Source organism: Paraburkholderia lacunae, assembly GCF_003353175.1.
GTDB lineage: Bacteria > Pseudomonadota > Gammaproteobacteria > Burkholderiales > Burkholderiaceae > Paraburkholderia > Paraburkholderia lacunae.
The window spans coordinates 219,104-237,942 of sequence record NZ_QHKS01000012.1 but is presented as its reverse complement, the minus strand read 5'-3'; the positions used below and the strand labels follow the sequence as shown (position 1 = coordinate 237,942).

At 63.4% G+C, this 18,839-nt stretch carries 19 protein-coding genes; 13 read left to right on the top strand and 6 right to left on the bottom strand.

Annotation, left to right across the window (positions count from 1 at the left end):
- Nucleotides 1-19: 19 nt before the first annotated feature.
- The 5 genes from DLM46_RS20310 to urtB are packed head-to-tail and all read right to left on the bottom strand — an operon-like array spanning nucleotide 20 to nucleotide 4,635.
- Nucleotides 20-1,198 (bottom strand): ABC transporter substrate-binding protein, encoded by a 1,179-nt coding sequence (locus DLM46_RS20310; protein WP_115103084.1) that lies wholly within the window; start codon nucleotides 1,196-1,198, stop codon nucleotides 20-22.
- Between the two features lie 18 nt (nucleotides 1,199-1,216).
- Nucleotides 1,217-1,960 carry an ABC transporter ATP-binding protein gene (locus DLM46_RS20305; protein WP_115103082.1) on the bottom strand — a complete coding sequence of 248 codons (744 nt, stop codon included), beginning with the start codon at nucleotides 1,958-1,960 and terminating at the stop codon, nucleotides 1,217-1,219.
- The gene (locus DLM46_RS20300; protein ID WP_115103080.1) at nucleotides 1,947-2,681 is read right to left on the bottom strand and encodes an ABC transporter ATP-binding protein; all 735 of its coding nucleotides are present in this window, start codon (nucleotides 2,679-2,681) and stop codon (nucleotides 1,947-1,949) included. Before DLM46_RS20300 ends, DLM46_RS20305 begins: the two co-directional genes overlap by 14 nt.
- The gene (locus DLM46_RS20295) at nucleotides 2,681-3,754 is read right to left on the bottom strand and encodes a branched-chain amino acid ABC transporter permease (protein ID WP_115103078.1); all 1,074 of its coding nucleotides are present in this window, start codon (nucleotides 3,752-3,754) and stop codon (nucleotides 2,681-2,683) included. Before DLM46_RS20295 ends, DLM46_RS20300 begins: the two co-directional genes overlap by 1 nt.
- Nucleotides 3,755-3,759: 5 nt before the next feature.
- Nucleotides 3,760-4,635: an urea ABC transporter permease subunit UrtB gene (urtB, locus tag DLM46_RS20290; protein ID WP_115103075.1), complete on the bottom strand. Its 876-nt coding sequence runs from the start codon at nucleotides 4,633-4,635 to the stop codon at nucleotides 3,760-3,762.
- Between the two features lie 165 nt (nucleotides 4,636-4,800).
- Between urtB and DLM46_RS20285 the strand changes: the two genes are divergently transcribed.
- The 3 genes from DLM46_RS20285 (at nucleotide 4,801) to DLM46_RS20275 (ending at nucleotide 7,314) form a co-directional block, all read left to right on the top strand.
- A complete protein-coding gene (locus DLM46_RS20285) occupies nucleotides 4,801-5,160 on the top strand; it encodes a helix-turn-helix transcriptional regulator (protein WP_115103073.1) in 360 nt (119 codons plus the stop codon).
- Nucleotides 5,161-5,217: 57 nt separating this feature from the next.
- Nucleotides 5,218-5,547 (top strand): helix-turn-helix domain-containing protein, encoded by a 330-nt coding sequence (locus DLM46_RS20280; protein ID WP_115103071.1) that lies wholly within the window; start codon nucleotides 5,218-5,220, stop codon nucleotides 5,545-5,547.
- A 342-nt stretch (nucleotides 5,548-5,889) separates the two neighbouring features.
- Nucleotides 5,890-7,314 carry an amidase family protein gene (locus tag DLM46_RS20275; protein WP_115103068.1) on the top strand — a complete coding sequence of 475 codons (1,425 nt, stop codon included), beginning with the start codon at nucleotides 5,890-5,892 and terminating at the stop codon, nucleotides 7,312-7,314.
- A 57-nt stretch (nucleotides 7,315-7,371) separates the two neighbouring features.
- Here the strand turns inward: DLM46_RS20275 and DLM46_RS20270 are convergent, their stop codons facing one another.
- Nucleotides 7,372-8,208 (bottom strand): FadR/GntR family transcriptional regulator, encoded by an 837-nt coding sequence (locus DLM46_RS20270; protein ID WP_115103066.1) that lies wholly within the window; start codon nucleotides 8,206-8,208, stop codon nucleotides 7,372-7,374.
- Between the two features lie 240 nt (nucleotides 8,209-8,448).
- On the opposite strand from DLM46_RS20270, the gene DLM46_RS20265 reads away from it, so the two are divergent.
- The 10 genes from DLM46_RS20265 to DLM46_RS20220 are packed head-to-tail and all read left to right on the top strand — an operon-like array spanning nucleotide 8,449 to nucleotide 18,558.
- Nucleotides 8,449-9,759, top strand: coding sequence for an acyl-CoA dehydrogenase family protein (locus DLM46_RS20265; protein WP_115103179.1), 1,311 nt, complete (start codon nucleotides 8,449-8,451; stop codon nucleotides 9,757-9,759).
- Entirely contained in the window at nucleotides 9,749-10,027 is a 279-nt protein-coding gene (locus DLM46_RS20260) for an acyl carrier protein (protein ID WP_115103064.1), read from the top strand. The genes DLM46_RS20265 and DLM46_RS20260 overlap by 11 nt, the downstream gene beginning before the upstream one ends.
- Nucleotides 10,011-11,045 carry a 3-oxoacyl-[acyl-carrier-protein] synthase III C-terminal domain-containing protein gene (locus DLM46_RS20255; RefSeq protein WP_115103061.1) on the top strand — a complete coding sequence of 345 codons (1,035 nt, stop codon included), beginning with the start codon at nucleotides 10,011-10,013 and terminating at the stop codon, nucleotides 11,043-11,045. The genes DLM46_RS20260 and DLM46_RS20255 overlap by 17 nt, the downstream gene beginning before the upstream one ends.
- 2 nt (nucleotides 11,046-11,047) lie before the next feature.
- A complete protein-coding gene (locus DLM46_RS20250; RefSeq protein ID WP_115103059.1) occupies nucleotides 11,048-11,995 on the top strand; it encodes a 3-oxoacyl-[acyl-carrier-protein] synthase III C-terminal domain-containing protein in 948 nt (315 codons plus the stop codon).
- 25 nt (nucleotides 11,996-12,020) lie between these two features.
- Nucleotides 12,021-13,637, top strand: coding sequence for an acyl-CoA ligase (AMP-forming), exosortase A system-associated (locus tag DLM46_RS20245; protein ID WP_115103058.1), 1,617 nt, complete (start codon nucleotides 12,021-12,023; stop codon nucleotides 13,635-13,637).
- Nucleotides 13,634-14,842 carry a pyridoxal-dependent decarboxylase, exosortase A system-associated gene (locus tag DLM46_RS20240; protein ID WP_115103057.1) on the top strand — a complete coding sequence of 403 codons (1,209 nt, stop codon included), beginning with the start codon at nucleotides 13,634-13,636 and terminating at the stop codon, nucleotides 14,840-14,842. Before DLM46_RS20245 ends, DLM46_RS20240 begins: the two co-directional genes overlap by 4 nt.
- Nucleotides 14,843-14,866: 24 nt before the next feature.
- Nucleotides 14,867-15,967 (top strand): acyl-CoA dehydrogenase family protein, encoded by a 1,101-nt coding sequence (locus tag DLM46_RS20235; protein WP_115103056.1) that lies wholly within the window; start codon nucleotides 14,867-14,869, stop codon nucleotides 15,965-15,967.
- Nucleotide 15,968: 1 nt separating this feature from the next.
- A complete protein-coding gene (locus DLM46_RS20230) occupies nucleotides 15,969-16,577 on the top strand; it encodes a GNAT family N-acetyltransferase (RefSeq protein WP_115103004.1) in 609 nt (202 codons plus the stop codon).
- Nucleotides 16,574-17,635 (top strand): beta-ketoacyl-[acyl-carrier-protein] synthase family protein, encoded by a 1,062-nt coding sequence (locus DLM46_RS20225; RefSeq protein WP_115103002.1) that lies wholly within the window; start codon nucleotides 16,574-16,576, stop codon nucleotides 17,633-17,635. Before DLM46_RS20230 ends, DLM46_RS20225 begins: the two co-directional genes overlap by 4 nt.
- Nucleotides 17,632-18,558 (top strand): 3-oxoacyl-[acyl-carrier-protein] synthase III C-terminal domain-containing protein, encoded by a 927-nt coding sequence (locus tag DLM46_RS20220; RefSeq protein ID WP_115102999.1) that lies wholly within the window; start codon nucleotides 17,632-17,634, stop codon nucleotides 18,556-18,558. The genes DLM46_RS20225 and DLM46_RS20220 overlap by 4 nt, the downstream gene beginning before the upstream one ends.
- Nucleotides 18,559-18,839 lie beyond the last annotated feature (281 nt).

The following is an 18,839-nucleotide window of genomic DNA, read 5'->3' as shown; positions in this document are numbered from 1 at the left end:
AGGCGTGACGAGGACACGTTTATCCTTCACAGACTGGCGTCACTGGGCCGGCGGATTCGAGGATCGAAAAGCTGTTATCGGCGAGTGCCTGGCCGATCCGTGTCTGGCAAAGCACATGGCCTCCGTCGTGGCTCACACCGGTTTTGCCACGCGGCAGCGCAATGGAGACGGCGGGCAACGCGGCCCTCACGCGCCCGGCGTCGACACTTCCCGACGACCGGACGGCTTCGGCGAAGAGACGAATGCCCGCATAGGTGTTCTCGCCATGCGGGAGCACGACGGCATAGCGGCCGAGGCGAGGATCGCGTGCATTGGCGTAACGGGCCATATAGCGCGTGAGGAACGCCTGGTTTTCCGGGTTGTCGATGCTCATGAAGTACGACGACACGCCGATCGTTCCGGTCGATGCACCTGTAGTTGCAATCGACAGGGATTCGTGTGCGATGTCCGTCGCCAGTTGCGGTTTCGTGGCGAACGACCGGTACTGCTTCACGAACGTCACCGGGTCGTCCCCGATGCTGTGCCACACGATCTGCGGGTTGGCACTGGCGACCTGTTGCAGGACGGCCCCGTAGTCGCGCGTGCCGAAGGGCAGCCAGTAGACGTCGAGGAACTTGCCGCCGTGGCGCGCCACCGCCGCCTGCAACTGCGGGATCAGCACCTTCCGGTTGCTGCCGATGTCCGAGACGACTGCGCACACGGAGCGCCCTCCGTCACGCATGAGCCATGCAATGAGCGGCTCGATGCGCTGGCTCGCGGCGAGGCCTGTCGTGAGCAGTTGAGGGTCGCACCGCCCCTCGTCGAAGTTCGGATAGACGATGAGCTTTCGCGCTGCCCTCGCCGCCTGAAGGGCCGCCTCGCGCTCTGATGGCAGCACCATGCCCGTGATCATTGCCACGTCGTCACGTATGAAAAGCTGCCGCGCCCTCTCCAGCGTAACGGCCGTCGACATCTGCGTGTCCTCGACGCTCAGTTGCAGTGGCCGTCCCAGCAGCCCACCCGCCGCATTGATCTCGTCCACCGCCAGCGCGGCGCAGTTACGGTTGGTCTGTCCCACTCTCGTCAGCGGACCGCTGAGTGGAGCGAGCAGGCCGATCTTCAACGGCTCCGCCGCGCGCGCGAACGGAGAGACGGCCGATGCGGCGAGGGAAGCAGCTGCACCAAGCAGCACGGTTCGGGAAAATTCACGTCGGTTCATGCTTTTTCTCACTGGAGATCACTGGATGTTTTCAGGGCGGAAGTCCGGCGCGCTATCGGCGGCCGGAGAAAGATAGCGCGCGAGCGGGTGTTCGCCCCTCCCGCTGTGTCGCGGCTCAACGGCGCCGGCATGCACGAGCCGCCCGTTGCTGAGCACGATGCAGCGGCGTGCGCTCTGAAGGACGAGATCGAGGTTCTGTTCGACCAGGAGCACGGCCAGCTTCGAGCGGCGGCAGAGCTCGGGAATCACCTCGCCGATACGCTCGACCAGATTGGGCTGCACGCCGTCGGAGGGCTCGTCGAGCAGGAGCAGTTTCGGGCGACCGCACAGGGCGCGTGCGATGGCGAGGACCTGCTGCTCACCGCCCGAGAGCGTGCCGCCCTGCTGCGACAGACGCGTCCTGAGCACCGGGAAGTAATCGAATACCTCATCGAGAATGTCGGCGCCACCGGCGGCCTGCGTACCCATCAGCAGGTTCTCGCGCACGGTCAGTTTCGGAAAGATCCAGCGTCCCTGTGGCACCAGACCGATACCCAGGCGCGCGATCTCATGCGTACGCAGGCCGGTCACCGGCTGCCCCAGGAAAGCGACCTGCCCGCTCACACGCGGCAGCAGCCCCATGACCGCCTTCACCAGCGTGGTCTTGCCGGCACCGTTGCAGCCGAGCACACCGACCACCTCATTCGGCTGCACGTCCAGCGTGAGGTTGTGAACCACATCCACGTCGCCGTATCCGGCGCACAGGTTTTCAATGCGCAGCATGTGGCGCCCCCCGCCCCAGATAGATGCGGCGGATCTCCTCGTCATCCGCGATCTCCGCATACGATCCCCGTCGAACCACCTCCCCCCGATGCATCACCCACGTCTCACACTCAAGCGACTGCACGAAGCCCAGGTCGTGTTCGATGGCGAGTACCGCGCACCGCTCCCGTAGCCGGTGGACGAGGCGCACCAGCCGCCGCGCGTCCTTGGCGGACAGACCGGCTGCGGGTTCGTCGAGAAGCAGCAATGCGGGCTGGCACATGATCGCCATGCCGATTTCGAGCCACTGCCGCTCACCATGCGGCAGATGCGAGGCGAGCTCGCCCGCCTGCGCGGCCAGACCCACCTCCTCCAGCACCGCGTCGGGATCAGGCATCGGCGAAGCCCGGTAAGCCGCGACGCCAAGGCCCGCCACCATCAGGTTGTCGCGCACCGTCATCGTGAGGAAGGTGTTGGTCCCCTGAAACTTGCGCACCACGCCGCGCCGGCAGAATGCGTGCATCGGGCGGCCGGTCATCCGCTCACCGTCGAGATACAGTTCGCCGGAACCGGGGGCAATCGCGCCTGAGAGCAGGCCAACGAGCGTGCTCTTGCCCGCGCCGTTCGGGCCAATCACGCACAGCAGGTCGTGTGGCGCGATGGTGATGTCGACACCGGCCACGGCGTTGATTCCACCGTACGCGCGCGACAGGTTGGTGCCCTGCAGAAACTGGCCGTTCATTACCGTTCCTCCCGTGCGTGGCCCGCGCGGTGAACCGGCGGCCTGCCCCATACCGCTCGACCAGCCCGACGCGCAGCCTCCACGAATCCATCAAGGCGCAGGCCGTTCGGCATGAACAGCACGCAGGCGAGAAACAGGCCACCGAGAATCAAGGGCCATCCGTCCGTGCTGTAGCTGGAAACGGTCTGCCTGAACAGCGTGAGAACGACCGCGGCGACGACTGGTCCACCAATTCTTCCCCTGCCGCCGATGGCCACCCAGAGGATGACTTCGGTCGCAAGGAGCGGCGAGAACACGTCCGGTGCCACCACCCCCGAGCAGGCCGCCATCAGCGCGCCAGCGATTGCGGCAATCGCCGCCGAGGCGACGAAGACGAGCAGCAGGTGAAACGACGTGTGATAGCCGCAAGCCTTTGCGCGCCACTCGTTGGTCGCGATCGCATCAAGCACCTTGCCGTAGCGGCCGCGGCACACGAGCCATATCAGGCCGGTCGCGGCAAGCAGTACAACGGCTACCGTGTACCAGGAGGCGCGAGGACCGCTCATGTCGAACGTGTGCCTGCCCACGCTAAATGACAGTCCCGGGATGCCCAGGAGGCCCGTGTCGCCCCCGGTAACCGACTGCCAGCTGACGGCGAGCTGCTGGGCGACGATCAGCACGGCCAGGCTGATGATGGCGAAGAAGTGGAGCCTTACCCCCGCAAAGAGCAGAAAGTATCCAATCACTGCGGCGACAGCCACAGCGCAGAACACACCCGCCGCCAACCCGGTCACGGATGCCTGTCCGAACTGGACGGTCGTGATGGCGAATCCATAGGCACCGAGACCGAGGAACGTCGTGTGCCCGAGCGTGAGCACGCCGGCCCGCCCCCAGAGCAGGTCATAGCTCAACGCGAGGATCCCCATGACCAGTGCATCGCGCACCGTCGACAGCAGCCAGGAGCCGGCGAAGAAAGGCACGACCACCATGACGACCACTGCGAGGCTCCACCCCAGCAGCGGTGGAACATCCCTTGGGCCGATGAGGGGCTGTGAGAACCAGAGCCGCAGACAGCCGGCATGTCTTCCAGACATACGCTTTATCCTTTACCAAGAAGCTGATGGGCAGCGCTGAATCCCGGAATCAGCCCTTGCGGTCTGAACCGGATCACTACAATGGAGAGGACAAGCACCACCGCCGATGCGAGAGAGGGATCGACGCGATAGCTCAGTAACGTCTCGGCAGTACCGATGACTGCGCTGCCCAGGATGCTGCCCGCGATTGATCCGATGCCGCCCAACACGATCACGAAGAACGCCTTGGCGAGATAGGAGACGCCCAGATGCGACTCCACCGACACCATGGGCGCGACGAGCACGCCGGCGAGCGAGGCGAGCGCCGCACCGCCACAGAAGGCAATGCGATTCAGGCGCCGGGTGTCAATGCCAGTGGCCTCGGCCATCGCCGGATGCTGGATCACGGCACGCAACTGGGTACCAAAGCGCGTACGGGCGAACAGCAGCCAGCACCCTGCCGTCACGGTCAGCGCGACGCCGATCACGAAGATCCGGTAGGCCGGATAGCTTCCGCCCGGGACCGGAACCGCCCCGCTGAACGGGGCGTACACGAGCATCGGCTGGGTGCCGAAGATGAGTTCCAGTGCCTTCTGCAGGATCAGGCTGGCCGCATAGGTCGCGAGGAGCGTGTCCAGTGGCCGGTCATAGAGCAGCCGGATGATGAAACGCTCGAGGCACCATCCGAGGACAGCCCCGACAGCGGGCGCCGCCAGCAAGGCGAGCCAGAAAGCCTGCTTCCCACCAACTGCCTGTGCGACGGCTAACGCGTATGCGCCGATCGTGACCCACTCGGCGTGTGCAAGGTTCACGATGTCCATCATGCCGAAAACGATCGCGAGCCCAAGCGCCACCAGCATCAGAATGCTCACGTAACCCAGTATGTTAAGAATCGTGGTCATATAAGTAAGTCCCGGTCTTCATGTCTACGGAGTTTTTGCCCCGCGCGACCAATCGGCAAATGAGCCGCATTTCGGCGCAGCCACTCCTCACGGCCAAGATTTCCTTAGGAAATAGACTAAGGAAATCTTAGTAAAAAAGCCGAGCTATTCCCCGAAACTCCAAGGATGCCGGGTAAGCTCACGACATCCTCCATTTTTGCCAAACGCCTGAAAGAGGCACGGGTACGCTCGGGCCTGACCCAGGAACAGCTCGGCATTAACGCGGGAATCGACGAATTCTCCGCAAGTGCTCGCATCAACCAGTACGAAAGAGGCAAACACCTGCCCCATCTCATGATGGGACAACGTCTGGCGAGAGCACTGCATGTCCCGACGTCTTTCCTCTACGAGGAGGACGATCTGCTCGCAACTCTTCTCGTAACTGCGGCCCGGCTCACGCGGGGAAAGAAGAAGATCCTCCTCGCGAATGCCGAGACGCTGAGACAATCAGCATCCTCCAAGGCTCCAAAACCAAGTAATGTTTAGTCTTCCAACTAAGAATTACTTAGTAAAATTCCTGAGCGAATCCGGGACACTCGCCGGATGTCGCGCGATACACCCACTTCTGATGCCGTCTTCCCTCGACGCCTGAAACAGGCGCGACTGCGCTCGGGCTTGACCCAAGAGCAGCTTGGCATCCAGGCGGGTATCGACGAATTCTCCGCCAGCACTCGCGTCAACCAGTACGAAAAGGGTAAACACACACCTGCCGTGCAGACCAGCCAGCGTCTGGCGCGGGCACTTCTTGTCCCCACCGGCTTCCTCTACGAGGACGACGATCTGTTGGCGAACCTGCTGGCAATCGCCGGCAGGCTCAGCAAGGAAAAGAAGAGAGCCCTCCTCGCCAGCGCAGAGAAACTGGCCCAGGAATAAACTAAGATTTCCTGAGTCTCCGGGCCGACCGCGGACGACGCCATAACTGACGCCCTCGCCGGATCGCAGCATTAGCCTCGATTGACCAACAAGCCGTGCGAACTGCTTCGTACCGCCAAACTACGACGCCCTTCAAACTTGCGTCACGTATCAAGCCGACACTACCGGTCACTGGCAGCAGCCTCGCTTGATCATTTATGATCATAAAATTACGTCCACAGAATTTGGATGTCAACATCACCGAGTCGCTCGTTTACCCTGATTTTTCACTAATTCAAGATCATTTGACATGAGCGAGCCTCACATCTATGGTCTATTTATGATGATTAATTTGGAGACAACATGGGCTATGACATCTGCGATCTGACAGCACAGGAGCTTCATGCGCTTTATAAAACGGGCAGCACCTCCCCCGTGGAGGTCATGCAGGCCGTGCTCCTGCGCGTAGAACAGCTCGATCCCGCCGTGAATGCCTTCTGCCAGATAGCAGCGGATGCACTCGACATGGCCCGTGCGTCCGAGACACGGTGGCACCACAAGCGCCCGCTTGGGCCGCTGGATGGCGTCCCGGTCAGCGTCAAGGACAACGTTGCTGTCGCCGGACTTGCTACACGATATGGCTCGCGCGTGACGGACGAAACGCCATCACTCCACGATAGCCCGTGCGTCGCGAGGCTTCGCGAGTCTGGCGCCATCTGCTTCGCCAAGACCACCCTGCCTGATTTCGCCCACAAGATCGTCACCGATAGTCCACTTACCGGAGTCACACGCAATCCCTGGGATACGGACCGTACCCCAGGTGGCAGCAGCGGCGGAGCCGCCGCAGCGGTCGCGCTTGGCATGGCGCCCGCGGCGATCGGCACCGACGGCGGTGGATCGATCCGGATTCCAGCCGCGTTCACTGGTACGTTTGGTTTCAAGCCGAGCTTCGGACGCGTTCCGCATGCGCCACGCGGGCCGTTCGGGCTGTTGAGCCACGTAGGCCCCATGACACGCTGCGTGGGGGATGCCGCACGCGTCCTGACCGTCATTAGCCGCCCTGACAGCCGCGACTGGTACGCCTTGCCGTTCGACGCCAGCGACTATGAACTTGGTCTTAAGTGCAAGCCAACACCAGGCGGTGTCCGCATAGCGTACAGTCCGTCCCTGGGCCTCGCTGTCACGCCCGAAACCGCCGTCCACGACGCGCTCATGCGTACAGTCGACACCTTCCGCGATCTTGGCGCCAGGGTTCAGCCGGAAGATCCGCCGGGTATCGCTCGCTGTAACGCGATCCACGCCACCATCTGGCCAGCCTGCTGTCGCCAGCTCACCGAAGGCCTTGCTGACGGCGGCGACGCGCTCGATCCGTCGTTACAGGCCTACTCTGAGGCAGGCGCGACAATATCGCGCCAGACGTTGCTTGGCGCACTCATCGAGAGAGGCGAACTTGGCGCCACCGTCAACGCATTCTTCGAACGGTACGACCTTGTTATCTGCCCGGTGTATCCCTGCGTGGCCATGCCGCTTGCGGAACTCCCGGCCGGCAAGGAACTGTTTCCCCACTTCACCGCATGGTGCAACCAGCTCGGGCTTCCTGCAGCAAGTGTTTATGCGGGCAGCACTTCAGACGGTCTACCGATCGGAATACAGATCGTTGGCGGCCGTCACGCCGATGCACTCGTGCTCTGGGCAAGCCACATCCTGGAACTCGCACTCGGACGCGCTCCGCTAGCTGAGCTGGCGCGCTCGCTTTCCTCATCCATTAGTGGCCGCAAAACGCGCTGACACTACACGCCGCACGGATATCCGGGCCGGCGGCTGTCCGCTGAGCCGAACGCCGTATCACGAAGCGCCCTTCCTGCCCGCGTGCAGACCAAGGTCCGAATCCAGTACCAGCTTTTGCCGCAAGGCGGCATGCACCTTGCGAAGCTGCATTTCCGCTTCTTCCATGTGAGCCACCATAAGCCTCTCGACCTCCCCTGCGTCGCGGCGCCTTGCCGCTTCCAGGATCGCGCGATGAGCAGCGACGGTCTGCCGACCAAACGCCTGGTAATCGTCTTGCGTCACGTTGCCCGCGACGATCACGAGGGTGTGCAGCATCTGGTTGATGATCTGACAGGTGCACCGAAGGAACGCGTTCGGATTGGCCCCGGCCAGCACGTCATGAAAACGGATGTCCTCCTGCCGCTGATCGAGGGCACGTTCATGACTCGCGGCAAATGGCTCGCACACCTCCACACTGCGCTCGAGCGCCTCCAGATCTGCGTCCGTCAGATGCTCCACCGCTCCCGCCGCAAGTAGCGGCTCCAGCACGCGCCGCACGGCATAAATATCCTCGAGGCTGATGCTCTCGAAAAACAGGTAGTTCTGCAGCGACTGGAATGCGCGGGCGAGCGGTACTCGTGTAATCGTCGCTCCGCCGTCCGGCCCGGTACTCAGACGCACAAGTCCCTGTACCTCCAGGGCCTTGAGAGCCTCCCGCATGGAACCTCGACTGACGTTGAACATTTCCTGAAGCTCAGCCTCCTTGTTCAGTCGCATGCCGGGGCGCAGCTTTCCATCGGTAATCCAGCTTTTGATGAGCTCGGCCACCTGATCTCCCCGCTTGGTCGTACGCGGCCCCTTGTTGTCTGGCTGAAGCAACGGTTTTTTCTCTGTCGTCTGTTTTCGCGCTGCCATACGTCACACCCGTAGTTGGCCATCATCGTTTGGTCTGGACGTCATTATCGGTCATCTGCTGCCGCGTGACCGCCACGACGTCCCGCGAGCGCCCCCGATACAACATCCTCCCAATGTTCGGAGGTGACGACCCCGCGCCCTGATGCCTACGCTCATTGCCATACGACACGCCAACCTCATCCGTGGGTTCGCGTGATTATCGGTCCTGGGCGCAGATGCGCCCGCCTGGGAGAACACGTCATGACGCGGTATGAACAGACGTCGCAGCAGGCTGACACGATCGACGACATCGGTGCAGCGCTCGCCGAGCGCGGGCTCGATCTCGAACTGCTTGCCAGGCGTATGCGCACCGTCAGTCCCGAATCGGACGCAACCGGTGAGATCGTCGGTCCTCCCTGGCGTGCGGATGACGTAAGCGCCCTGAACATGAACCTCGTGCCCACCCAGTACGGCGGCTGTCCGGCGCTGCAGTCCCTCGTGGCACAGGCAACGTTGATGGCCTGCCTCGGGGAAGCCGACGCAAGCCTCGCGCTGGCGTTGCCGGGCCCGGGGCTTGCCATGCCGCCTGTCGTTGCGCTCGCCTCGGTGCAACAGCAGGCCCGGTTCTTCCAGCGGTTCCAGTCCGGCACGCCGCTCTGGGGCGCCTTCGCCATCACGGAGCCTGACTGCGGTTCCGACGCGACTGCCATGCGTACCAGCGCACGAAAGACCGGCCGCGGCTGGGTCCTGAACGGCACGAAGTGCTTTATCACGAACGGCGCGCGCGCTGGCTGCGTGATCACGTTTGCAACGATCAACCGGCAGATGGGCCGCTACGGGATCCGGGCATTCCTGGTGGATTGCAATACACCGGGATTCACAGTGTCGCGCATCGAACGGATGGCTGGTCTGCGCGCGACCCAACTCGCCGTGCTCTCCTACGCCGACTGCGAGGTCACCGACGATGCGCTGTTTGTCCGCGGCGACGAAAAGCCGCTTGATGACGCCTTCTCGGGTGCGCAGCGGTCCTGGGACTATTTCAGGCCACTGCTTTCCGCCGTCATGGTCGGTACCTGTCGACGAGTGCGCGCGGACCTTGCGGCCTGGCTCGATGCGGGTGGCATACCCGCGGACAGGCATCGCAGCGTGGCGAGCGTGGAAGCGTCCCTGCTCGACATCGACCGCCAGATTGCGGCCGCTTGGCTGCTCTGCCACTGCACGGCCTGGAAAGCAGATCGCGGCGTTGCAACGTCAATGGATTCATCCATGACCAAGGCGTTTGCCTCGCGCGTAGCCGCACGAGTGACGCGCGCTGCGATGGACCTCGCCGGCATCGACGGCATCACAGCTTGTCCGTCACTTGAGCAGGCTTACCGGGACGCCAGGGCATTCGACATCATGGAAGGTACGGGCGATCTGCAGCGACTCATGATTGCGCGGGCAGCGCAGCGATCAACGTCACGTCCGTGGGACATAACGGAACCGCCTTCCGACTTCCCCAGACAGCCTGAGTCATCACCTGACATCGCCAACGCCCACCGATCCGGGCAGGAGACATCCCATGACGCATAACATGCACAGCCCCGGGCGCGATGAAATCGCAGCCACCATCAGGTCATGCCTGCTGTCGGCTATCGGCAGCACCATGGCTGCGGACCTGATCGCGGACGACACGAACCTGTTCGACGTCGGCGTCGACTCAATGAACATGACAGACCTGCTTCTTCAGCTCGAGCAGCGCTTCGGCTTCACACTTGCGCCGGAAGATCTCTCGTCCGACCTCTTTCTACGTTTCGGCAACCTGGTCTCCTTCGTGGAATCCCATGTACGTCGCAACTGACCACGGCCACGGGCAAATCTGCATCGCGACGACAGCGCGGTATGTACCGAAGGCACATGTGCGCCCCGAAGCGCTGGCACAGGAACCAGGGGCCACGCCCACCTCCATGCGCGAAGCCGTCATGCGATCAGTCTATGCCGATACGCTGCGCTGGCGCCGACAGGCGACACCGCCCGTCGCCCCAAATCATCCGTCCCGGCCCGTCCACCCAGCGATGCCGACGCATGTCGCCAGCGAGCCACACCTCAGCCTCTCGGAAATGGCATCCGCCGTAGCCAGCGAAGCTATCCGGCGGTATCCCTCGAAAGAAAACCATGTGCCAGACCAGATCATCGTATGTGGAACCAGTCTTGAGCACGATCTCGCGCTATCGTGCGCGGGTCGCCTGCACAGCGAACTGGGATCGACGGGCGTGCCGTTCGCGATCGGACAGATCCAAGGCGTGTCCTTCTTTCTCGCGCTACAAGTGGCGGCCGACATGATGGCCGGTGACGACCGCATGCACACGACACTGATCGTCGCGGCTGAACGCTGGCTCCCGCCATTTTCCCGTCAGACCGGTTCGCTGACCGTATTGGCTGATGGCGCGGCCGCGATCCTGGTCAGGCGTGAGGCGTGTCCCGGATGGCACTTACGCGGTCTCACGGTATGTACGCCCTCCACCTCCGTGTCCGTCCCGCCGCAGGATATCTATATCGACGAAGCGGTCGTAGTCGAAGTCATTGAGGAGACGTGCGCACGGGCAGGCCTGAAACCCACTGCATTTGACTGGATCGTGCCGCCGCGCATCAACACCACCCTGGCATGCGACGTCACCGCACAGGCCCGACTGCCTGCCTGGCGAATGTGGTACCAGGAACCGGGCGACATCGGATATCTGTGTGCCGCAGACGCGCCGGCGCAACTCCACGTGTTGCTGCAAACGGTTGTGCCAGCGGACGGACAACGCATCCTGCTTTGGTCGGCCGGCTTCCAGGGGCAGGCGGCATGCGCCCTTCTCGAATACCGCGGGAGCTAACGATGTCTGCGCCCGCAACCCGTGCCGTGCTGTCGCTGTCAGGCATCGCATCCAGTCTGCCGACCCGGACGGTGGATGCAAATATCTGGGCCCGTCGCCGCGGAATTCCGGAGGCTCGCGCAAGCGCATTGCTGGCGAATGGTGTGCAGCAGTTCCACGACGCTGCAGCGACATCACCCGTCGCATTCGCGTGCGAAGCGATTTCCGCCCTGCTTGAGGATACCGGCACAGCACCGGCAAGCATCGATGCCCTAATCTACACGCACACCATCCAAAGCAGCGTCCTGGCACCGCCTGCCGGAACTGCGGCGTTCATCCAGTCCCATATGGGACTGGAGCGCGCACTCGCGTTCTCGGTGATGCAGCAGAACTGCGTCTCGCCGATCGCAGCCATCCGCGTGCTGCACGTGCTCACCGTCAAAGGTCGTCCCATCCAGCGGGCGATCGTGGTCTGTGCGGACGTGATGGGCTCGGGCTGCGACCATCTGCGCGCCATCCAGGACGTCGCGCTGCACAGCGACGGCGCATGCGCGCTCCTGCTGGAGCGCGGCGTGGGCCGCAATAGCATCGTGGGGCTGCACCTTTATACAGACGGCCGCTACTTCCGTGGCACCGACGACGACCTGCAGCCCGTGCCGGATGACCGTTACTACTGGTCAGCATTCACGACGATGCGCGCGGCACTGCGACAGGCGGGCATCAAGGGAAATCAGCTCGTCCGTGTCCTGCCTCACCACGTGAACCTTCCTGGCTGGTCACGCCTCATGGCCATGCTATCCGTACCACAGGAGCGTCTTTTCACGGCGAATTTCGGCCGCCTTGGCCACGTGTTCGGCGCCGACCCGTTCATCAACTTCCACACCGCGCCACCCGGGCAACCGGGCTCCTGTTCCCTGCTGTTCTCCAGTGGACTTGCTGGCTGCTTTGGCGCCATGGTAATCCGCCACTGACCCTGAACCTGATCTCTATCCGGCCATGAGAAACCTCCTTGATCTTGTCCAGTCGGCAGCGCGCCGCACACCCGATGCGGAATCGCTCGTCTGCGGCGATGTCCGCCTCACCTACCGCCAACTGCTGCAGCGCAGTCATGCGTTCGGACAGGCCTTGTCTTCCCTCGGCGTGGCTCCAGGCGAACGCGTCGCCATCTTTCTCGACAAGCGAATCGAGACCGTCGTGTCGCTGCTCGGTGCCTGTGCCGCAGGATGCGTTTTCGTTCCGGTGAATCCGCTCCTGAAACCGGACCAGGTGGTCCACGTGCTTCGTGACAGCGGCGCCCGGTGCCTCGTGACCACCGCATTGCGCGCCCGCTCCCTGGCCGCTGCGGGCGTTCCGCCGGTGTCCGATGTAATCCTCGTAGACGAACCAGACCTGGCTCCTTCTGATCAGGCGACCGGCGTCAGGGTTCACCGCTGGCCAGACTCTCTCACCGGCCCCGACGAAGCGCCGATGCCGGCCTCGGCTGCAACGTGCATCGACACCGACCTTGCAGCCCTACTCTATACATCGGGCTCGACGGGACTGCCCAAGGGCGTGATGCTCAGCCACCGGAATCTGCTCGAAGGCGCCTGGAGCGTCGCCGAATATCTGCGGCACGAACCATCTGACCGCGTCCTTGCCGTTCTGCCCCTGAGCTTCGATGCGGGCCTCAGCCAGTTGACCTCGGCGTGGTCGGCAGGCGCGACAGCAGTGCTGCTGAACTATCTCACTGCGCACGATGCTGTCCTCGCGTGCGAGCGGGAACACATCACTGCGATCACCGGTGTACCGCCGTTGTGGATGCAACTCACGGGCGCAACCTGGCCAGACGCGGTGCGCAATAATCTGCGCTACTTCGCCAACACCGGGGGGCGCCTTCCGCTACCTGTACTGCAGAAGTTGAGGGCGCTGTTTCCGCGGGCCAAGCCGTTCCTGATGTACGGGCTGACGGAGGCATTTCGCTCCACATTCCTCGACCCTGCCGAGGTTGACCGTCGGCCCGACTCGATCGGCAAGGCCGTGCCCAATGCGCGCATACTGGTGGCCCATGAAGACGGTACGCCGTGCGCCTCGAACGAAGCAGGCGAGCTCGTGCATGTCGGCGCATGCGTCACGCTCGGCTACTGGAACGACGCTGCGCGCTCCGCGCAACGCTACCGCCCCTCTCCTGAAGCAAAGCCGGGCGGCTCGGCGCGTGATATGGCGGTGTGGTCAGGTGATCTCGTACGGTGCGACGCCGAAGGCTTTCTCTATTTCATCGCCCGCAACGACGCCCAGATCAAGAGTTCCGGCTACCGGATCAGTCCGGAGGAGATCGAGGAAACGGTCCACGCGAGTGGACTTGTCGTTGAAGCCGTCGCGCTGGGCGTCCCGGATGACGCGCTTAGCGAAGCAGTGGCGCTACTCGTCGTCCTGAGCGGTGATTCAGACGTCGAAGAGCTACGCAACTGGTGCACGCAGCGCCTGCCGCGTTACATGGTTCCGCGACATATCATTAGTTATCCCGATATTCCTCGTAACCCCAACGGAAAATTCGACCGGGCGGCACTGCGCAGCGAGGTTGCGTCATCCGGGCTTGCATCGCTCGCGCGCGACTCAGGGGAGAAACCATCATGAGCCTCACCTTCATCAGGCGCCCCCCCGGGCTGCAGTTCGGCGGCATCGACGTGCGCCAGCTGGCCGACCGCGCCGGGCGTACGCCGTTCTTCGCATACGACCATGCAGCGATCGACACCCGCGTGCGGGAACTGCGCAGCCTGCTGCCCTCCGCCATGCACCTTCACTACTCGATCAAGGCGAATCCGATGCCCGCCGTGATCCACTACCTGGCCGAGCGGGTCGACGGATTCGATGTTGCCTCCGCGCAGGAGATGGCGCGGGCGCTCGATGCCGGTACCTCCCCAACGGCAATCGGCTTTGCCGGGCCAGGCAAGTCTCACGACGACCTGCGTCGCGCGGTCGCCAGCGGTGTCAATGTTCACGTCGAGTCGGAAACCCAGTTGCGGCTTGTTACCGCGCTCGGATGGGAGCTGGGCGTGCAGCCCAACGTGGCGATCCGCGTCAATCCGGATTTTCAGGTCGGACACAGCGGCATGCGCATGGGCGGCGGCGCGGCGCCCTTCGGCGTCGATGTCGACCAGGTTCCGGCATTGCTGCGCGAACTCGAAGCGCGGGAAGTCGCGCTCGCCGGCTTCCACGTCTTCTGGGGCTCGCAGTGCCTCCATGTGGCAACTATCATCGAGGCGCAGCGCCAGAGTGCGGACCTCATCCTTCGCCTCGCCAGCGGTCTGCCGCAACCGCCGCGGTTCGTGAATCTCGGCGGCGGCTTTGGCATCCCCTACTTTCCCGGCGAGACACCGCTCGATGTAAAGACGGTCTGCGAAGCGATGCACGACTGGCTGCCACCGCTTTGCGAACGCCTGCCTGGAACGACGCCGATCCTGGAACTTGGGCGTTACCTCGTGGGCGAGGCCGGTATCTATGTGTGCCGTGTCATCGACCGGAAAGTGTCGCGCGGCAGAACATTCGTCATCACGGACGGCGGACTGCATCATCACCTGGCGGCCTCCGGCAACTTCGGCCAGGTCCTGCGCCGGAACTTTCCGGTCGTGATCGGCAACCGTCCAGATGGCGAGCCACGCGAGCGGTGTCACGTAGTCGGGTGCCTCTGCACGCCGCTCGACCGTCTCGCGGACGACGTCGAACTTCCCGATGCACACATCGGGGATTTCGTGGTGGTGCAGCAGTCGGGTGCCTATGGCCGTTCGGCGAGTCCGGTGCATTTCCTCAGCCACCCCGAACCCGTCGAAATGCTCGTGTGAGGCCACAACATCCGGAGAAACGTCATGCCATTCCGTGAATCCGTCGTCGCGGACCTCGCACCGGGATCCTGGGCACTCAACAACGACCAGCAGGGACTGGTTGCGGCCGCAGGCCAGTTTGCGCGTGAGCGCCTGGAGCCACTGCTGGGTGGCGCGCCAGACATCGCCCGGTGGGGCGAGACGGTCCGGCTCGCCGCGACGCTTGACCTCGCGACCATGATCCTGCCGCAACAGATGGGCGGCATGGGTATCAGCCGGCACGACCTTGCACTTGTCGTTGAACAGTTCGCGGCAGGCCCGCTCGAGCGGGGCGCCGAGCTGACACTCAGCAGCGCCGCGCTGATGACGCTTCGCGACTACGATGCACTCGGCCTGCTACCTGATCAGAATATCCAGCATTACCTCGACGGCACAACATCGATCGCACCGGGTATCCCCGACGTCGATGCTTCAGGTTTCTGGGTGTTGCGCCAGCACGCATGCTCGCAGGCAATGATGGTCCGGATGGACGGTGAACGTCCGCAACTCGTGCTCGCCACGCTGCCTGCAAGACGGGGCACTCAGGGTTCCGCCGCCGTTGCCCTGCCGGGCGCACTCTCCATCGAGCGATACACCACAGCGTCAACAGGCGATATGCCACTTCTGGTTGTGCCCGGGGGCGCGATCCCGGAAGGCAATCCGGTACGCCAGTGGCTTGTCGACGCAGCAACCTACCTCGCTGCGCTGCTCTCGGGCGCCGTCCAGCACGGCGTGAACTTCGCCCTTGCCTACAGCGCCGCCCGGCAGACGTTTCGAAAGCCGATCGCCGCCCATCAGCTCGTCGCTGTGCGGCTTGCCGACATGCTCATATCGGCCCACACCATCCACCTTTTTCTCCGGTCCATCGCACTACAGGATGCGCAGGCGCAGATCGAACCCGTACGGTTGATGGCCCGCCACATTGCCACCGAAGCGATGGACGTTGCGCGGGAGCTTGTGCAGCTTTGCGGCGGCCATGGCTACGTGCGGGGGCTGCCGCCAGCGGCTCGCTTCCAGACGGTGCACTGGTTTGCGATACTGTTGATGAAACTCGAAGCTGGACTATGCGCGCTCACTGCGCCCGGCGCTCACCAGCAGGCGAGTTGACGTGAGCAGCCAGGGCCCGGCGGTAGAACCCGCACACCACACTGACGGATCCCACCGGACAGGCGGAGAATCCGGTTCATGCTGGCTTCGTGAGCCCGACTGTAACGATGTCAATGACATCGCTGCCTGGCTCGCCGAGCCGGACATCATCCGGTGGTTCGATTTCGGACAGGGTCGCCAGACACTTCCCGTGCTCGCCGTGCAGCTCATGATGCAAAGCGGTCGACATCGCCTCCGCGTTTTCGGACCCACGGGCCACAAGCTCGCCAGCGGACTTGTGGCCGTCAGTGATCTGACGCATGCTTTTGGCACCGGTTCGTTCTGGGTACTGCGCGACAGCCGGCGCCCGGCATGCACGGACATGACGCTTCTCGCCTCCACGGAAATCCTCCGCGAGGCGTTCGAAACCGGCCGGCTGCACAGCATCACTGCGTGGGCTGTGGACAGCAACGTACGCTCCCGGCGTCTGCTCGACCGGATCGGCTTTCGCCTCATCGGGCTGCAGCGCGATTGCCACGTCATGCATGGATCGCGGTTTGGGCGCGTCCTCTATGATCTGCTGCCCGCCGATCTCTCCAACAGCTCCGGTTCAGCCGGGGATCGCGCATGAACCTACCCGTCATCACCGCAGTGACGGCCTGGGTGCCAGACGCCATACCGCTGTCCCAATGGACGGCGATTGAGTCGGCACTGCGCACGACCGGGCATTCCGGCTGGGATGCGTGGGTGAAGTCATGGCATCCCGACTACGGGCACTGGCTCGAGGCGTGGCCAGGTGGGGAAACCGGTGGCTCGCCGCCTGTGCATCCCGATCTTCCACCACCCGACCTGGCCTGCGCGGTACCAGTCGAAACCGGTACAGATCTATCAGGACTCGCCGCAAAAGTGGCAAACGCGATCTGCGCCACACGCCCGCCGGATGCGCGCCCGATCGATGTCATCGTCTTCTGTCACAGCAGCCTCGATGAGCACGTTTCGACCACGATTGCCGGACGGCTTTGTGCAGAAGTCGGCACACCATGCTTTCCTTTTTCGCTCTCCCAGCAGCATGGTGCGTCGCCATTCACTGCATTGCGGCTTGCATCCGATCTGCTCATCGCTGAACCGGACGTCCACACGATACTGATCGTCGCAGCGGAGAAGTGGTGTCCGCCGTTTTCCAGAATATGCGGACCTGACATCGTGCACGGCGATGCCGCCGGTGCGCTGCTCGTTGAAAGAACCGACAACGGAACAGGTGGCATGCAGCTGCTCGATGTGGCAGCCCGGCACGTTGCCGTTGACATCTGTCGCCATGCAACCGGAATCCCCAACGCCCGGACATTCACCTCGCTATCGATGATCGACTCTCTCCTCGCGCGACACGGCCTTCGTCCGGACGACATTGACGAGGTGGTTGGGCACCCTGGCATCCCGTCGCTCAGCGGTGCAGTATGGAGATTCCTCGGCAGGCCAGACGCCGTGGTACAGCATCAGGTTTGCGTTCATCTTGGCGCAGCCGAATCCATCGTACGACTTGCACAGGCGCTCAGCGGCGCCGCCTGTCGTCGGCCCCATCGCGTGCTGCTGTGGGGCTACGGGTTCGGCGGTTTTATCGGCACTGCGCTGCTGGAGACGCGCGGCGCACCCTTCCTCTATCGGCAGAACGATGTCCGGTCCGTCTCATGATCCCCGATCTCGGTATACCGCACATCGCCTTCCATCTTCCCCAACACATCGACGACGTCCGGAGCTGGGGAAAGCGAACCCAGCAGAACATCGCCACCGTGCTAAACCTGGAGCGGGCCGGGATGCGTTACTACCGCAGTGCGAATGGGCAGACCGCAATCGGACTCGCGGCCAGCGCAATCCAGCGTCTCCTGCTTGCCTCGGGTATCGCGCCGCGTGAAGTCGACTGCCTCGTCTACGTGCATACGCTCCAGGGCAGCGTTGCGCCACCGCCGCAGTCGTTACCCGGCGTGCTCTGTGACCGCTTCGGCTTCACCAACGCAGAAGCTTTCTCGTTCGCCCAGCAGCACTGCGCATCCGCCCTCGCCGCACTGCGCGTGATTCGCGCGCTGTTTATCGCCCGGCCCCACATGAAACGGGTCCTGCTTGCCGGCGCCGACGTCATGCCGTTGACATCGGAAAGGTTAATGCAAGCCGAAGGGATTCTGGGTGACGGTGCGTTTGCAGCATTCATCGAGCGCGACGCCCCCGTAAACCGCCTGCTCGCGGTCACCACGCATGCCAGCGGCCTGGGCTGGCGCGGGGTACTGGCAAATGAGGAATCACGCCTGGCAGCACAGAACTTCTTGACGGCGCGTAGCCTGATCAGGCAGACAGTCCAGCAGGCACGGTTCACACTGGATGACATCCAGCGTATCCTGCCCCACCATCTGGATCTGCCTGCGTGGCACCGCCTGCTCGATTCGCTTCAGGTTCCGCAGGACCGGCTGTTCTCGGAAAATTTTGCCCGTATTGGCCACGTCACCGTCAGCGACGCGTTCATCAATCTTGCCCAATGTCATGGACTGGTGCCGGGCAGACCGCTCCTGCTCTTTGCACGAGGCGTCGGAGGGTTTTCAGCAGCAGCCTTGCTGGTCCGTTAGCCTGCCGACCCAGCCCCCGCCTCGTCCGCTTTCCCAGCCGCGCAGTGGGTATGTTTCAATCCCTTACATGAATGATCGGGCGGCAATCTGCAGACTATAGTAAATGTTTGAATGCATTCGAGTCGGTGCATAGTCCGCGTCCAGTTGGCCACTACCGGTGCCGCCGCGTATGGCAATCGTATGCGGGCCTCTGGCTGGCCCCTCACTCCCGGAAACGGTTGTCGCATGAACCCGCACCGTCGTTGCGCGCGGGCCGCGTTCTCGTGTGGCACCTGGCGTTC

Excerpts from the sequence above, each read along its gene's own strand:
- DLM46_RS20310 (WP_115103084.1), bottom strand. The coding sequence starts at position 1,198 with ATGAACCGACGTGAATTTTCCCGAACCGTGCTGCTTGGTGCAGCTGCT.
- DLM46_RS20240 (WP_115103057.1), top strand. The coding sequence starts at position 13,634 with ATGAGCCTCACCTTCATCAGGCGCCCCCCCGGGCTGCAGTTCGGCGGC.
- urtB (WP_115103075.1), bottom strand. The coding sequence starts at position 4,635 with ATGACCACGATTCTTAACATACTGGGTTACGTGAGCATTCTGATGCTG.
- DLM46_RS20300 (WP_115103080.1), bottom strand. The coding sequence starts at position 2,681 with ATGAACGGCCAGTTTCTGCAGGGCACCAACCTGTCGCGCGCGTACGGT.
- DLM46_RS20265 (WP_115103179.1), top strand. The coding sequence starts at position 8,449 with ATGACGCGGTATGAACAGACGTCGCAGCAGGCTGACACGATCGACGAC.
- DLM46_RS20250 (WP_115103059.1), top strand. The coding sequence starts at position 11,048 with ATGTCTGCGCCCGCAACCCGTGCCGTGCTGTCGCTGTCAGGCATCGCA.
- DLM46_RS20280 (WP_115103071.1), top strand. The coding sequence starts at position 5,218 with ATGTCGCGCGATACACCCACTTCTGATGCCGTCTTCCCTCGACGCCTG.
- DLM46_RS20225 (WP_115103002.1), top strand. The coding sequence starts at position 16,574 with ATGAACCTACCCGTCATCACCGCAGTGACGGCCTGGGTGCCAGACGCC.
- DLM46_RS20260 (WP_115103064.1), top strand. The coding sequence starts at position 9,749 with ATGACGCATAACATGCACAGCCCCGGGCGCGATGAAATCGCAGCCACC.
- DLM46_RS20270 (WP_115103066.1), bottom strand. The coding sequence starts at position 8,208 with ATGGCAGCGCGAAAACAGACGACAGAGAAAAAACCGTTGCTTCAGCCA.
- DLM46_RS20305 (WP_115103082.1), bottom strand. The coding sequence starts at position 1,960 with ATGCTGCGCATTGAAAACCTGTGCGCCGGATACGGCGACGTGGATGTG.
- DLM46_RS20245 (WP_115103058.1), top strand. The coding sequence starts at position 12,021 with ATGAGAAACCTCCTTGATCTTGTCCAGTCGGCAGCGCGCCGCACACCC.
- DLM46_RS20275 (WP_115103068.1), top strand. The coding sequence starts at position 5,890 with ATGGGCTATGACATCTGCGATCTGACAGCACAGGAGCTTCATGCGCTT.
- DLM46_RS20220 (WP_115102999.1), top strand. The coding sequence starts at position 17,632 with ATGATCCCCGATCTCGGTATACCGCACATCGCCTTCCATCTTCCCCAA.
- DLM46_RS20295 (WP_115103078.1), bottom strand. The coding sequence starts at position 3,754 with ATGTCTGGAAGACATGCCGGCTGTCTGCGGCTCTGGTTCTCACAGCCC.
- DLM46_RS20285 (WP_115103073.1), top strand. The coding sequence starts at position 4,801 with ATGCCGGGTAAGCTCACGACATCCTCCATTTTTGCCAAACGCCTGAAA.
- DLM46_RS20235 (WP_115103056.1), top strand. The coding sequence starts at position 14,867 with ATGCCATTCCGTGAATCCGTCGTCGCGGACCTCGCACCGGGATCCTGG.
- DLM46_RS20255 (WP_115103061.1), top strand. The coding sequence starts at position 10,011 with ATGTACGTCGCAACTGACCACGGCCACGGGCAAATCTGCATCGCGACG.